At 59.0% G+C, this 13,996-nt stretch carries 13 protein-coding genes; 11 read left to right on the top strand and 2 right to left on the bottom strand.

Annotated features, from left to right (window positions below; all coding sequences use genetic code 11):
• Positions 1–38: 38 nt before the first annotated feature.
• The 4 genes from tsaD (at position 39) to groL (ending at position 5,176) form a co-directional block, all read left to right on the top strand.
• Positions 39–2,519, top strand: a complete 2,481-nt coding sequence (tsaD, locus tag AC06DS_RS01310) for a tRNA (adenosine(37)-N6)-threonylcarbamoyltransferase complex transferase subunit TsaD (protein WP_477100790.1) — start codon at positions 39–41, stop codon at positions 2,517–2,519.
• Between the two features lie 133 nt (positions 2,520–2,652).
• Complete coding sequence (locus AC06DS_RS01305) at positions 2,653–3,081, top strand: hypothetical protein (RefSeq protein WP_293790701.1); 429 nt, start codon at positions 2,653–2,655, stop codon at positions 3,079–3,081.
• A 163-nt stretch (positions 3,082–3,244) separates the two neighbouring features.
• The gene (gene groES / locus AC06DS_RS01300) at positions 3,245–3,544 is read left to right on the top strand and encodes a co-chaperone GroES (protein WP_013889160.1); all 300 of its coding nucleotides are present in this window, start codon (positions 3,245–3,247) and stop codon (positions 3,542–3,544) included.
• Positions 3,545–3,556: 12 nt separating this feature from the next.
• Positions 3,557–5,176, top strand: a complete 1,620-nt coding sequence (groL, locus tag AC06DS_RS01295) for a chaperonin GroEL (RefSeq protein ID WP_477100789.1) — start codon at positions 3,557–3,559, stop codon at positions 5,174–5,176.
• Between the two features lie 183 nt (positions 5,177–5,359).
• On the opposite strand, the gene AC06DS_RS01290 is transcribed toward groL, so the two are convergent.
• Positions 5,360–5,665 carry a WhiB family transcriptional regulator gene (locus tag AC06DS_RS01290; protein ID WP_293790703.1) on the bottom strand — a complete coding sequence of 102 codons (306 nt, stop codon included), beginning with the start codon at positions 5,663–5,665 and terminating at the stop codon, positions 5,360–5,362.
• 513 nt (positions 5,666–6,178) lie between these two features.
• Here AC06DS_RS01290 and AC06DS_RS01285 point away from each other — a divergent pair.
• Both AC06DS_RS01285 and AC06DS_RS01280 read left to right on the top strand, forming a co-directional pair.
• On the top strand, positions 6,179–6,751 hold the full coding sequence (locus tag AC06DS_RS01285; protein ID WP_477100788.1) for a sigma-70 family RNA polymerase sigma factor: 573 nt from the start codon (positions 6,179–6,181) through the stop codon (positions 6,749–6,751).
• A 41-nt stretch (positions 6,752–6,792) separates the two neighbouring features.
• Positions 6,793–7,656, top strand: a complete 864-nt coding sequence (locus AC06DS_RS01280; RefSeq protein WP_473963633.1) for a hypothetical protein — start codon at positions 6,793–6,795, stop codon at positions 7,654–7,656.
• A gap of 11 nt (positions 7,657–7,667) precedes the next feature.
• Here the strand turns inward: AC06DS_RS01280 and AC06DS_RS01275 are convergent, their stop codons facing one another.
• Positions 7,668–8,057, bottom strand: a complete 390-nt coding sequence (locus AC06DS_RS01275; protein WP_293790812.1) for a DUF5319 domain-containing protein — start codon at positions 8,055–8,057, stop codon at positions 7,668–7,670.
• 240 nt (positions 8,058–8,297) lie between these two features.
• On the opposite strand from AC06DS_RS01275, the gene guaB reads away from it, so the two are divergent.
• From guaB to AC06DS_RS01250, 5 genes are all read left to right on the top strand, one after another.
• Complete coding sequence (gene guaB, locus AC06DS_RS01270; RefSeq protein WP_293790813.1) at positions 8,298–9,833, top strand: IMP dehydrogenase; 1,536 nt, start codon at positions 8,298–8,300, stop codon at positions 9,831–9,833.
• Between the two features lie 48 nt (positions 9,834–9,881).
• The gene (locus AC06DS_RS01265; RefSeq protein ID WP_477100787.1) at positions 9,882–11,048 is read left to right on the top strand and encodes a GuaB3 family IMP dehydrogenase-related protein; all 1,167 of its coding nucleotides are present in this window, start codon (positions 9,882–9,884) and stop codon (positions 11,046–11,048) included.
• Positions 11,049–11,075: 27 nt separating this feature from the next.
• Positions 11,076–11,507 carry a hypothetical protein gene (locus tag AC06DS_RS01260; protein WP_477100786.1) on the top strand — a complete coding sequence of 144 codons (432 nt, stop codon included), beginning with the start codon at positions 11,076–11,078 and terminating at the stop codon, positions 11,505–11,507.
• Between the two features lie 48 nt (positions 11,508–11,555).
• A complete protein-coding gene (gene guaA / locus AC06DS_RS01255) occupies positions 11,556–13,145 on the top strand; it encodes a glutamine-hydrolyzing GMP synthase (RefSeq protein ID WP_477100785.1) in 1,590 nt (529 codons plus the stop codon).
• A 132-nt stretch (positions 13,146–13,277) separates the two neighbouring features.
• A complete protein-coding gene (locus tag AC06DS_RS01250; RefSeq protein ID WP_477100784.1) occupies positions 13,278–13,970 on the top strand; it encodes a hypothetical protein in 693 nt (230 codons plus the stop codon).
• The last annotated feature ends 26 nt before the right edge of the window (positions 13,971–13,996 follow it).

Genomic DNA, 13,996 nt, shown 5'->3' with positions numbered 1-13,996 from the left:
TTCGAGCTGACTACACAAGAAGCCTAAACTTGGTCACCATGATTAACGTGCTGGCCGTCGATACCTCCACCAATTACGTCACTTGTGGTGTTGTCCGCATTTCCGCCAACGGCCAAGTCCGTGTGCTGGCGGAGCGTCTGGTGGATAACGTTCGCGGCCACATGGAACTACTCGCCCCCAATATTCAGGCTTGCCTGGACGAAGCCTCGCTTTCCCCGCGTGACCTGCACACCGTTGTAGTCGGTACCGGTCCAGGTCCGTTTACGGGGCTACGGGTTGGCATGGCTACAGCTGCTGCTTTTGGCGACGCCCTCTCAATTCCCGTGCACGGAGTTCCCAGCGCAGCTGGCACCGTGTGGGAACACGTAGTCTCCCAGGTGGGTGCGAAGGCCTTCGGCGATTACCTTGTTGTTTCCGATGCACGTCGCCGGGAGTTTTACCACTCCCGGATCAGTTTTGTTCAGGGCGTAGCAGGGCAGTTGTGCTCGGAGGTGCAGGTTCCGGCTTCTGTCCACGCTCCCGATGTGGTGCTGGACATACAGCGACGACTGGATCGCTGGCCTCTACGAGTCCTGAGTGCCTCGGCGGTGGCTGATCAGGTTCAGGAGCTATGCGCCTGCCAGGAAGGTTGCCAGGTGGAGAGCCTGGACGCTCACCCCACGCCGCGTGGCCTCGTGCTTGCTGCGTTGGAATCTCGTGGTTCAGTCCCTGGGCTGCTCACAGATGCTCCAGCGTTGCGGGCACTGTACCTGCGCCGTCCGGATGCGAAGGAGCCCACGGCGAAGGCGATTTCGAAGGCACTGGATTTCTCCCGAGTTGGAGATCCGTATTCGGAGGTAAGCGAGCCTGAAAGCATTGCGGGGGTTGCCACGGTGACTAATGCAGAGCCCGCTGTGGATGCTTCCCCTCATGGCGCCCGGGTACGCCAGCTCAAGGTCACTGACGCGCCGGCATGTGCAACCATAGAGCAGCGACTTTTTACTGAAGATTCCCCCTGGTCAGCCGATGCGTTCGTTAGTGAGATTGCCGCGCCGCATACGCACTGTCTTGGCCTGGAGGTCGCCGGTGAACTTGTCGGATACGCCATCCTCGCAGTTGGTGGCCCGGCGCACGATCCGGAAGGGGAGATCCACACCATCGGTATCCTTCCCGAGTGGCAGGGCAAGGGATTGTCCAAACTACTCATGGATCCGCTCGTCACTATTGCCGACCGCCTGGGAGCCCCGATTTTCCTGGAGGTTCGCACCGACAATCAGCCCGCCGTTGGCCTCTACGAACGCTACGGCTTCGCCATCGAAGGCACGCGCAAAGACTATTATCAGCCTTCTGGGGCCGACGCCTTCACCATGGTGCGCCCTGGTTTTATTTCTGACGCCACCCCGGCTCCAGAGACCGAAAATCCAGATCGACCTCGCTATATCCTGGGTGTCGAAAGCTCCTGCGACGAAACTGGCGTGGGGATTATCGCCAGCACCTCAGCTGCCGACGGCGCCGAACAGCTGGAGATCATCGCGGACAAAGTGGCTTCCTCGATGGAACAGCACGCCCGTTTCGGTGGGGTGGTTCCGGAGATTGCCTCCCGTGCTCACCTGGAGGCCATGCAACCGACGATGCGCGCCGCACTGGCGGAGGCGCGCGCGAACGTCCCAGACTTCCACACTCCGGACGTGGTGGCTGCGACCGTAGGCCCTGGCCTTGCTGGTGCCTTGCTGGTCGGCGCCGCCGCGGCGAAGGCCTACGCGCTGGCGTGGGAGGTTCCTTTCTATGGAGTCAACCACTTGGGTGGACACGTGGCTGTGGGGACGCTCAGTGAAGGAGGGGCGACGGACACTACGGATACTACTGCCCCAGGTGAGGATCTCAACAATGCGATCGCTTTGCTGGTCAGCGGTGGGCACACACAGATTCTCCACGTCACCGGCGTGGGTGCCCCGATGGAGGAGCTTGGCAGCACGCTCGATGACGCGGCAGGTGAGGCCTATGACAAGGTCGCTCGTTTGTTGGGGTTGGGCTATCCCGGAGGCCCTGTTATCGACCGTCTAGCGGCTGAGGGGAACCCGCAAGCTATAGCCTTCCCGCGAGGTATGATGCGCCAGCAGGACTCGCGTTATGATTTTTCTTTTTCGGGCCTCAAGACCGCCGTTGCCCGTTATGTCGAAAAGGCTGATAGGGAGGGTGCAAGCGTTCCGATCGAAGATGTGTGCGCTTCCTTCCAGGAGGCTGTGGTGGACGTCCTCGTCACCAAAGCTCTTCGTGCCTGCGAGGATAAGGACGCTCGTGTGATGTTGCTCGGCGGAGGTGTTTCCGCAAACAAGCGTCTAAGGGAAGCTGCTGCCACACGCTGCGGAGAAGTGGGCGTCACCCTAAAGATCCCGCAGGCAAAGCTCTGCACCGATAATGGTGTGATGATCGCCGCACTGGCCGCGCGTCTGGTTGCTGCAGGGGAGGAGCCGAGTGGTTTGTCGACGCCTACAGATCCCGCACTTGACGTGGAAGAGCCTATCCTGCGGAATCCCTAGTTTGCTGGCAAAATGTGTCTTGACTGTGTAAATATTCACAGATTCTTCTTCCTTTGGTTTCTTGGGAGACTTCATCCGGTGCCGTGTAGACAGGTTCAGCGGCATCAATAAACTCACGAGTTAGGAGCTCACAATGGCACGCAGCATGCTGGTCACGCCCGATCTTCAGGCGCGGGAACTCGACATTGATCTTTCAGAAGCCGCCGATGTCTTGGGCGGTAGCGAGCACGATCGCCTGCACGTGGTGTTCGTGGAGAGCGGTCTGACGGTCGCTGCTATTTACTCCTCTGATGCGCGCAAGGTTGAGAACCCGGAGCCGAACCCACTGGCCTCCATGGGGCGTAAGGAGCAGGAGACTGGTGATTCCAGCTTCATTTCTGATCCAGCTCGCGCGATCATCGGCCCGGTACTCTTCGTCGGTGACGAAGGCGAAGACCTGACGGACGAAGATATCGAGTCTATCCACAACGGCATCCGCGCGGTTGAGAACTACAAGACGGATAATGCCAAGGATTACGAGCTGTGGCACAACGCGGTCATTAACCTGACCAAGGGTGTTTAGCACCGGGGTTTGTTGAGCGTTAGCACTTGCGAGGGTAGAGTGCCAGATAGGTTGTTTGACTCACAGTTGTTCACCCGCGACGACGGCTGTATCTGGAAAACCAACCGGCATAACAGTTCACAAGAGTGAAACCTACAGCTCGAATACACGGAGGTATTCAATCGTGGCTAACGTCAACATCAAGCCCCTTGAGGACCGCGTCCTCGTTCAGATCGTTGAAGCTGAGACGACCACCGCATCCGGCCTGGTCATCCCTGACTCCGCAAAGGAGAAGCCGCAGGAGGCAACCGTCATCGCAGTTGGCCCCGGCCGCTGGGCAGATGACGACGATCGCATCCCGATGGATGTAAAGGAAGGCGACACGGTCGTCTTCTCCAAGTACGGCGGCACCGAGCTGAAGTACAACGGCGAGGAGTACCTGCTGCTGAGCCAGCGCGACATCCTCGCAGTCATCGAAAAGTAAGCGGGTAGCTGCATGTCTAAACTCATCGCATTTGATCAAGAGGCCCGTGAAGGCCTACAGAAGGGCGTGGACGCCCTGGCGGACGCGGTGAAGGTGACCCTAGGCCCGCGCGGTCGAAATGTCGTGCTGGATAAGGCCTTCGGTGGCCCGACCGTAACCAACGATGGCGTGACCATTGCGCGCGACATTGACCTGGAGGACCCCTTCGAGAACCTGGGTGCCCAGCTGGTGAAGTCCGTCGCCATCAAAACCAATGACATCGCCGGAGACGGCACTACCACCGCCACCTTGTTGGCTCAGGCCCTCATTAACGAGGGGCTGCGTACCGTGGCGGCAGGTGCTAACCCGATCGCTGTGAACCGCGGCATCGTGAAGGGGACCGAGCGTGTATTGGACCTCCTACGCGAGCTGGCGCAGCCGGTTGCAGACAATGCCGCAATTGCCAACGTCGCCACCGTTTCTTCTCGCGACGAGAAGATCGGTGCCATGGTTGCCGATGCCTTTGACAAGGTGGGCAAGGACGGCGTTGTGACGGTTGAGGAGTCGCAGTCCATCGAAGACGAGTCCATCGTTACCGAGGGTGTCTCCTTCGACAAGGGCTACCTTTCCCCGTACTTCGTCACGGATCAGGAGACCGGCCACGCAGAGCTGGAGAACCCACTGATCCTGCTGGTGCGCGAGGAGATCTCCTCCCTTCCGGACTTCCTGCCGGTGCTGGAGAAGGTTGCTAATTCCGGTAAGCCGCTGTTGATCGTGGCGGAGGATATCGAAGGCGAGCCGCTGCAGATGCTCGTGCTGAATGCCATCCGCAAGTCGCTGAAGGTCGCCGCCGTGAAGTCTCCGTACTTCGGCGATCGTCGTGCGGCATTCATGGACGATCTGGCAATCGTCACCGGCGCTACCGTTATCGATAGCGAGCTGGGACACAAGCTCTCCGAGACCACCTTGGAGCAGCTGGGCACCGCGCGTCGCGTGAACATCACCAAGGAAGAGACCGTACTGGTCGATGGTGCTGGTTCTGCAGAGGCTGTCGAAGAGCGTCGCAACCAGATCCGTGGTGACATTGAGCGCACCGACTCCTCCTGGGATAAGGAGAAGTTCGAGGAGCGCCTGGCAAAGCTCTCGGGTGGCGTTGCTGTCATCCGTGCCGGTGGCGCAACTGAAACCGAGGTTAACGAGCGCAAGCTGCGCATCGAGGATGCGATCAACGCAGCCCGTGCTGCGAGCCAGGAAGGCGTAATTGCTGGCGGTGGCTCCGTGCTGGTGCAGATCGCTACCGAGATCGAAGAGATGTCTCGCCAGGCTGAAGGCGACGAAAGTATCGGCCTGCGCTCCTTGGCTCGCGCCCTGCGCCGTCCAGCGTTCTGGATCGCGGACAATGCCGGTCTCGACGGTGCTGTAGTAGTTGCCCGTACCGCCGAGCAGCCGAATGGCTCTGGCTTTAACGCCGCTACCCTGGAGTACGGCAACCTGCTGGAACAGGGAATTATTGATCCGGTTAAGGTCACCCACTCTGCGGTGGTGAACGCAACGTCCGTTGCCCGCATGGTGCTGACCACCGAAACTGCTGTGGTGGATAAGCCTGCAGAGCCTGCTGCTAATGCAGGCGCACACGCAGGCCACGTGCACTAACCACTGCGAACCTGCCTAAAGTTAGCAAGGCAGATAAACAAAAAGAGGATGCTTCCCAGGGTGTTGGGAAGCATCCTCTTTTTGCGTTGTGCACAGCGTGGATGATTGTGCAGTTTGTGAAAGAGCAGCGTGCGCAGCGCAGTGTATCCAGTTGTGAAGCTTAAAAGATGTGGCGTAGTGGCCTTAGGAGGCTACGCGGCGGCCACGGTTGCGGGAAGTGGGGCGCAAGATTGCGTCGCGCTCAGATTCACTGAGGCCACCCCAAATGCCATAGGGCTCGCCCACGCTGAGGGCGTGGTTACGGCACTGCTCAATGACAGGGCACTCGCGGCAGATGGCCTTGGCACGGTGTTCACGCATGGCGCGAGCACGGCCACGCTCGCCGTCCGGGTGGAAGAAGACAGAAGAATCGGCTCCACGGCATGCGCCGTGAAGCTGCCATTCCCAAGTCGACGATGCTGGTCCCGGAAGCTGGCTGGGCTGTGGCATTAGGTGGAAACTCCTCGTGAAAAAGTCAGATGCTCACTTGTAGTGACGTCAGAGAGGTTCCAATCCTTAAGTAAATTTTAGGTAAAGGGATGGTGCCCTGCGGGTGTCGGAAAGCTGTTTTGCTATACATTCTCCGAAAGTCTGTAGCTACTAACCTGCGGAAATGCGATTAGTTGAACAATTGATTAACTTGTTTCGTCGCCACGCCCAGATTCCCCCAAAGGGGGCTAAGAAAAATCCCGTACTGCTGTTTCCTCCTGCGGGTGCGCAGCTCCGGTGTGGCTGAGCTAGAAGAGAGAGGAAAGGAAGAGGAGGGGAGGAGATGGGGAGACAGTGGGAGGTAAAGATCGGGAAACTCAGGAAATGTGGGAACATGGGTCGGGTTTAATTGATTGCACGCGTGTGAGGAGTATTCGAACAGTCCCTCCCTAACCGATCCGGGACTGTCGGCGCGGTGTGATAGTTTCAACCCACATTGGTATTGACATTCGAAAGCTTGACGGAGAAGAGGCGATGGCGGCAGCTTGGAATGCTGATAAGGAGATTCAAGATCTCCTGCCGGCGGCCATTGCACGGGACCGCCGGGCGGCTAATGACCTTATTAAGCTCATTTACCCCAGGGTGGTCGTATTCTGCCGTAGTAAGCTGAGCTCTCATGGCTATCCGACGCCGGAGGATGTCGCTCAGGACGTGTGCATCGCGGTAGCTAAGGCGCTGCCACGTTATCAAGACACCGGCGCGCCGTTTATGGCTTTTGTCTACCAAGTGGCGCGGAACAAGATTACGGACGCCTATCGCTCGCGTCAGCGGGACATGTCCGATCCGGCGGAGGAGCTTCCGGAGGAAGAATCTTTCCAGGATTCCCCCGAAGAGGTGTATTTGAGTCAGGATTCGTGTAACGACTTGGTTAAAAAGCTCGATATTCTGAGTGAGAAATCAAAAGAAATTCTTCTCCTCCGCGTGGTGCACGGCTACACAGCGGAAGAGACCGCGGAGATTGTAGGATCGAAGCCCACCGCCGTCCGGGTAGCGCAGCATAGGGCAGTGGCGAAGCTGAAGAAACACGGGATCATCCAAAGTAGGTAGTTACCTTCAAGTGATTTCAATAAAGAAAAGGGTTTAACGCCATGGCACAGAATGACGACTTCTGGGGAGACGAGGAGAGTTTCTCCTCGATCCTGGACTTGGATCGCATTCTCGATGCGATCGGTCGGGGGGAGTCGATCCCGGAAACTGAAAGCTTCGACTCCAACGATCCATTGTTTGCCGAGCTGGTTGCGACCCGCGAAGCGCTCCATCGGGATATTCCACCCGCACCGGACGTAAGCTTCCTCTTCCCGGACGAAGAACCCGAGTTGGCTGACGGTACGACCGGCCAGAATTCTCGTTTGCTGCGCACAGGTGCGAAAGCCGCAGCAGCGGGAGGCGTGTCCTTGACCAGCATGTTGGTAGCCGGTGGTGTGGCTGCCGCTTTGGCGGTTGGCGGCCTAGGGTATGCGGCGTATTCCAATTCCCAAGGAGCACATGTAAAGCACGAGGAATCGGCCGAGAGGGGGGCAGCCGAGGCGCTGAACTCCAGTGGTGTCGGTGAAGATGTCTCCGGCGGACAAGAGGGCGTCCTAAAGGAAGAGAACATCGCAGATAAGACCGACCGCGACGATAAAGACCGCGAAAAGGATAAGAAAGACAAAAAGGAAAAGGACGAGGCGGACAAGTCTACTGTCACCGAGTCCCGAGCTCCGCTCACCACGGTGGAGGAAATCCCGACTACCACTATTATTCTGGGCGGAACTGAATCCTCCATGCAGCCGGAGCCAGGTCTGCCAGTCGGCCCGATCGCGCCTACGAAGCCCAGTGAGCCAGTGGCTACGCCTCACCCGGAGAAGCCGACGCCGACCGCCAAACCCACGGTGTCGCACCCAGAGCCACGACCTACATTGGATGGCTATAGCGCGCCCGTAGATGCCCCAGCTCCGATTGAGGGCAGCTAACTTACTTACCCCTACAGAAACGGCGGGCGCAGGCCGTGGAACGCGAAATCGATAGCGTCCGCGTAGCCCAGGCAATAATCCCAGGTCACGTAATTATTTGGATTTGGCTGTGCCGATGGTTCGTGCACAGGGACAAGCTCATTGTTGAGCATCGTCGTGATATTCGACTCGATGATGTCCCAATCGTAGAAGTGCGTATCCTCGCAGTCCTCACACAACATCGCCACGCCACGAATCCCACGGGGCTCCAGCAGCTTGCGGAAATCACGGACGTTTTTCAGATCTTCCCGCAGAGCCTGAACCTCGTCGGGAGACAGCGGCGGCACAGCTCCGTCGAACTCGTCAGGATCCAGGAAAGACGCTGGGTCATTGGGATCATCAGCGAAAGGATCCGGCGGCATTTGATCGTGGTTAAAGCTCACATCAACACCGTACCCTGTGGTCGGTGGTGGAAAGCAAAAACACGATTGGATTCGAGCCAGGGTCAGTACCCAACCCCGGGAAACAAAAATGCGCCTCAAGGGGTTATTCTGTAGTACATCGGCGAGAAGACGGCGAGAACTCCCTGGTGAGCAATCCCGGTGAGTTTGAGTAGCAGAAAATTCTAAAGGAAGGTCGGGCAACCCGTGACAAACCCTGAGATGAACGCGAACACCTACCCAGTTTCCACCGGTGGCGACGACCCCAACAAGGTTGCTCTGGTCGGACTGACCTTCGACGATGTCTTGTTGCTGCCCGCAGCGTCTGAAGTGATCCCCTCCGGAGTGGATACCGCCACCCAGTTCACCCGCAACATCAACTTGAACATTCCCGTGGCCTCCGCGGCAATGGATACGGTGACGGAAGCTCGCATGGCAGTAGCCATGGCTCGCCACGGTGGCATCGGCGTGCTGCACCGCAACCTCTCCATCGAGGACCAGGCACAGCAGGTAGAAATCGTGAAGCGCTCTGAGGCCGGCATGGTTACCGACCCAATCACCGCTTCCCCGGACATGACCATCCAACAGGTGGACGAGCTATGCGCTCGCTACCGCATCTCCGGCCTGCCTGTGGTGGACGATGAAGGCGTGCTGGTGGGAATCCTCACGAACCGCGATATGCGCTTCGAGACTGATTTCAGCCGCAAGGTCTCCGAAGCCATGACCCCCATGCCGCTGGTTGTCGCCCAGGAAGGCGTATCTGCCGAAGCTGCCCTCAGCCTGCTGTCTGAGCATAAGGTGGAAAAGCTGCCCATCGTCGATGGTGCAGGTAAGCTGACTGGCCTGATCACGGTGAAGGACTTCGCAAAGCGCGAGCAGTACCCGCTGGCTGCCAAGGATTCCTCTGGTCGCCTGCTGGCCGCTGCAGGCATTGGTACTGGCGAAGATGCATGGACCCGTGCTGGCAGCCTCGTAGATGCTGGCGTGGACGTGCTGATTGTCGACACCGCCCACGCACACAACCGTGGCGTGCTGGACATGGTTTCCCGCGTGAAGAAGGAGTTCGGCGACCGCGTCGACGTCGTCGGCGGCAACTTGGCTACTCGCGAGGCCGCGCAGGCCATGATCGAGGCAGGCGCTGACGCTATCAAGGTCGGTATTGGCCCCGGCTCCATCTGCACCACCCGCGTTGTTGCCGGTGTTGGTGCTCCGCAGATCACGGCCATCATGGAGGCCTCCGTGCCGGCCAAGAAGGCAGGCGTGCCGATCATCGCCGACGGTGGCATGCAGTTCTCCGGGGACATCGCCAAGGCACTGGCCGCCGGCGCATCCACCGTCATGCTGGGCTCCATGCTCGCCGGCTCCGCTGAGACCCCCGGTGAGATCGTGACCATCAACGGCAAGCAGTACAAGCGCTACCGCGGCATGGGCTCCATGGGTGCGATGCAAGGGCGCGGCCTTACCGGCGAGAAGCGCTCCTACTCCAAGGATCGTTACTTCCAGGCAGATGTGAAGTCCGAGGAGAAGCTGGTGCCGGAAGGTATCGAGGGGCGCGTCCCCTTCCGCGGTTCCATCAGCTCCATCCTGCACCAGCAGGTCGGTGGCCTGCGCGCAGCGATGGGCTACACGGGCGCGGCGACGATCTCAGAGCTGCAGAACGCACGATTTGTACGCATTACCGGTGCAGGCCTGCGTGAGTCCCACCCGCACGATGTGCAGGGCATCATGGAAGCTCCGAACTACAACCCGAATCGCTAAAACCCAGCCTTAGCTAGTCAGAGCACACTTTTTAGGAGTGACACCCTCATGCAGGAATATGTGGACATCGGACGCTCGCGCACCGCGCGCCGGGTGTATGGCCTGAACCAGATCGACATCGTTCCCTCGCGGCGTACCCGCAGCTCGCACGATGTAGACACGTCGTGGAAGATCGATGCATATTCGTTCGATATTCCACTGATGTCCCACCCGACCGACTCGATCGTTACTCCTGAATTCGCTATCGAGTTCGGCCAGCTGGGCGGTCTGCCAGTAATCAACGCCGAAGGCCTGTGGGGTCGCGTGGAAGATCTGGACGCTGCCCTGCGCGGGGTCGTTGAAGCTGCCCGAAAAGCCGATGCTGCCCTGTTCGACGAGGAAGGTGTGGACGCCACCTCGGGCTCCGGTATCTTCGGCGCCAACGCGGAGCTACAGCGCCTGCATTCCCTGGAGCTCAATGTGGATCTGCTGCAGGAGCGCCTGAACCAGGTGCGAGAATCCGGCGTGCGTTTTGCCATCCGTGTTTCCCCACAGAACGCCCGCGAACTAGCTCCGGTGCTGATTAAGGCCGGTATGGACTTGCTGGTGGTGCAGGGAACCTTGGTCTCCGCCGAGCACGTGCACCGCGACGGTGAGCCACTGAATCTGAAGGAGTTCATCGGCAGCCTGGACATTCCAGTTATCGCCGGCGGCGTGGTGGATTACACCACCGCAATGCACTTGATGCGCACCGGCGCCGCTGGTGTGATCATTGGCTCCGGCCACACCACCAACAACGAGTCCCTGGGTATCGATGTGCCGATGGCTACTGCCATCGCCGATGCGGCTGCTGCGCGTCGTGACTACCTGGATGAGACGGGTGGCCGTTATGTGCACATCATCGCCGACTCTTCGCTGACCCGTTCCGGCGACGTGGCAAAGGCTATCGCCTGCGGCGCTGATGCTGTGTCCCTGGGCCTGCCCTTGGCTACCGCAGCTTCTGCAGGCGCCCCGAACTGGTACTGGCCATCCACTGCAGGTCACCCGCAGTTGCCGCGCGGTGTGGTGGAAGAAGTTGGCCTGGGTGAGCCACAGCCATTGAAGACCTTGCTTTTTGGTCCGACCTCCAACCCAGTTGGCGATGAAAATATTATCGGTGCTCTGCGTCGCTCGATGGCAAAGTGTGGCTACACGGATATCAAGAGCTTCCAAAAGGTCGACCTGGTCGTTCGCTAAGAAAAAGAAAGAACATAACTGATCCGCATGAAGATTTCCCAGTGGTGGCAGCGCACAACTGACCGGTTGCCGATGCAACTGGCGGTGCTGTCGTGGGCGTCAATAGTAATCGGCGTGGTAGGCATCATCGCGACGCTCGTCCTGTACGTCGGCTATAAGCCACAGCAGGGCGACGAAACCGTGCAGATGAATGTTGGCGCCACTGGTGTGATGGTGGGGCTGTATTTCTTCGCCTTCGTGTTGTTCGGGGCGATGATTATTCAGGGGCGCACATGGGGTGTGTCGGGGCTGGTGCTCACGCACGTCACTTTGGTGCTGATTACGATTACGGTGATCCAGTCGGGAGTGTTCTGGCTGGCGGCAATCTTCGGGGTGGTGGCAGCGGTATCGTTGGCGCTGATTTTCTCTCCGCCGTCGATGGATTGGTACAAGCAGCGTTTCGCGGATAACCGGGGGTAGCGCCACCGGTGTGCTGCGCGGGGTGAACGTGCGTTAAGGTTAGGAACTGTGACTCAACAAGACCCAGCTGCCGCCGCTCCACGGCCCGTGCTTGTCGTGGATTTCGGTGCGCAATACGCACAGCTCATTGCCCGCCGTGTGCGCGAGGTTAACCTGTATTCCGAGGTCATCCCGCACACCATGTCTGCCGAAGAGGTTGCCGCGAAGAACCCTGCGGCTCTGATTCTTTCCGGTGGTCCTTCTTCTGTTTACGCGGATGACGCCCCCTCGCTTCAACCCGGACTGTTGGAACTGGGCGTGCCGGTATTCGGTATCTGTTATGGATTCCAGGCGATGACTCAGGCCATGGGTGGCACCGTTGCAAAGACCGGCCAGCGTGAATACGGACGTACGGAGCTGCAGATTCAATCGGAAGCTGGCGTACTCCACGCAGACATGGGCAGTAACCAGCAGGTGTGGATGAGCCACGGCGATTCCGTATCTGTGGCCCCGGAGGGCTTTGCCGTGACCGCCCGCACCGAGGGTGCGCCGGTGGCTGCCTTCGAATGTCCGGAAAAGCGCATGGCGGGTGTGCAGTACCACCCAGAGGTGCTGCACTCTCCGAAGGGGCAGGAGGTGCTGCGCCGCTTCCTGCTGGAGACCGCAGGCCTGGAGCCGACGTGGACCGCGGGCAACATTGCCGAGCAGCTTATCGAGCAGGTACGCGAGCAGATCGGCGACGAAGGACGCGCGATTTGTGCCCTGTCGGGAGGCGTGGATTCCGCGGTGGCCGCTGCGCTTGTGCAGCGCGCAATCGGTGATCGCCTGACATGCGTATTCGTAGACCATGGCCTGCTGCGCGCCGGTGAGCGCGAGCAGGTGGAGAAGGACTTTGTGGCTGCCACCGGCGCGAAGCTGGTGACGGTGGATGAGCGCGAGGCATTCCTGAACAAGTTGGCCGGCGTGAGCGAACCAGAGGCAAAGCGTAAGGCTATTGGCGCGGAGTTTATCCGCTCCTTCGAGCGCGCCGTTGCCGGTGTGCTGGCCGATGCCCCGGAGGGGTCCAGTGTGGACTTCCTGGTACAGGGCACTCTGTACCCGGATGTTGTGGAATCCGGTGGAGGCGCTGGTACCGCAAACATTAAGAGCCACCACAACGTCGGTGGCCTGCCGGACGATGTGGAGTTTGAGCTGGTAGAGCCACTGCGCCTGCTGTTCAAGGACGAAGTACGTGCAGTGGGTCGCGAGTTGGGTCTGCCGGAGGAAATCGTAGCGCGCCAGCCATTCCCGGGGCCAGGCTTGGGTATCCGCATCATCGGTGAGGTAACCGAGGAGCGTTTGGAGACTTTGCGCGCTGCCGACGCGATTGCCCGCGCGGAGCTGACTGCCGCTGGCTTGGATGACGTGATCTGGCAGTGCCCGGTGGTGCTGTTGGCAGATGTGCGTTCCGTGGGCGTGCAGGGCGACGGGCGCACCTATGGTCACCCGATCGTACTGCGTCCGGTGTCCAGTGAAGATGCAATGACTGCGGACTGGACGCGAATTCCTTTCGATGTGCTGGAGAAAATCTCGACGCGTATCACTAATGAGGTGGAGGAAGTAAACCGCGTTGTGCTGGATGTAACCAGCAAGCCGCCGGGAACTATTGAGTGGGAGTAAGAAAAACTTCCGGAATTCTTATTTTGCGCCTCAAACTAGGTTAAGCTGTACCGCATAGCCATTTTGCATGGCTATGCAAAAGTTGGGTTTTCATTTCTATTTCGCATTTCCCATAGAAAAAGGTACATATCTATGACTTCCAAGTTTGTTCGTAGCGCAACTGCCATCGCTGCAGTATCTGCATTGGCTTTCGGCGGGGTAAGTGTTGCATCTGCAGCTCCGGCTGGTTCCCTAGGTGGACTGGTTGGCTCCCTTGGTGGCAAGAAGGATCTGGATGTTCCGCAGGGTGCCAAGGATAAGCTGGGTAACCTTGGCGGCCCGGCCTTTAATGTTGATCTGTACAAGCAGGTTCACGGTGCGACTACCGTTGCTCCGGGGGCTACTGTAAAGACTCGCGTTGAGGTTCAGGGCGTCAAGGGTAAGACCACCGTTAACGAGATTATTGAGTGGATGCCTAAGGGGTTCCAGCTGCTCAAGGTTGAGCGTATTAAGGGAAGTCTGATCGGCGGTGACTCTGTCCACGAGCTGGGGCAGAGCGAGTATGCAGTGACTCAGAACAAGGACAAGACCGAGGTTCATGTTTCCTGGGAGGAAGGGCTGCTGATCAAGCACAAGCCCACTGTTGATACGGCTACTCCGCTGCTGCTGGACTTCACGTGGAAGGTTCCAGAGAAGGAAGGCACCTACAAGAACGGTGCTGGACTAAAGGTTGGTGCTGTGGTTAATAACTACAAGGTCTTCGACAATGGCACTCCGATTGTCGTGAAGAAGGGCACTGCTCCGTCTGGCTCGGGTGCTTCCGGCTCCTCGATCTCCGGCTCTTAACTTAAAGCCGAGAACTTTTCGGCCCG

The organism is Corynebacterium sp. TUM25015 (assembly GCF_056393505.1).
This window is presented reverse-complemented; position numbering and strand designations above follow the sequence as displayed.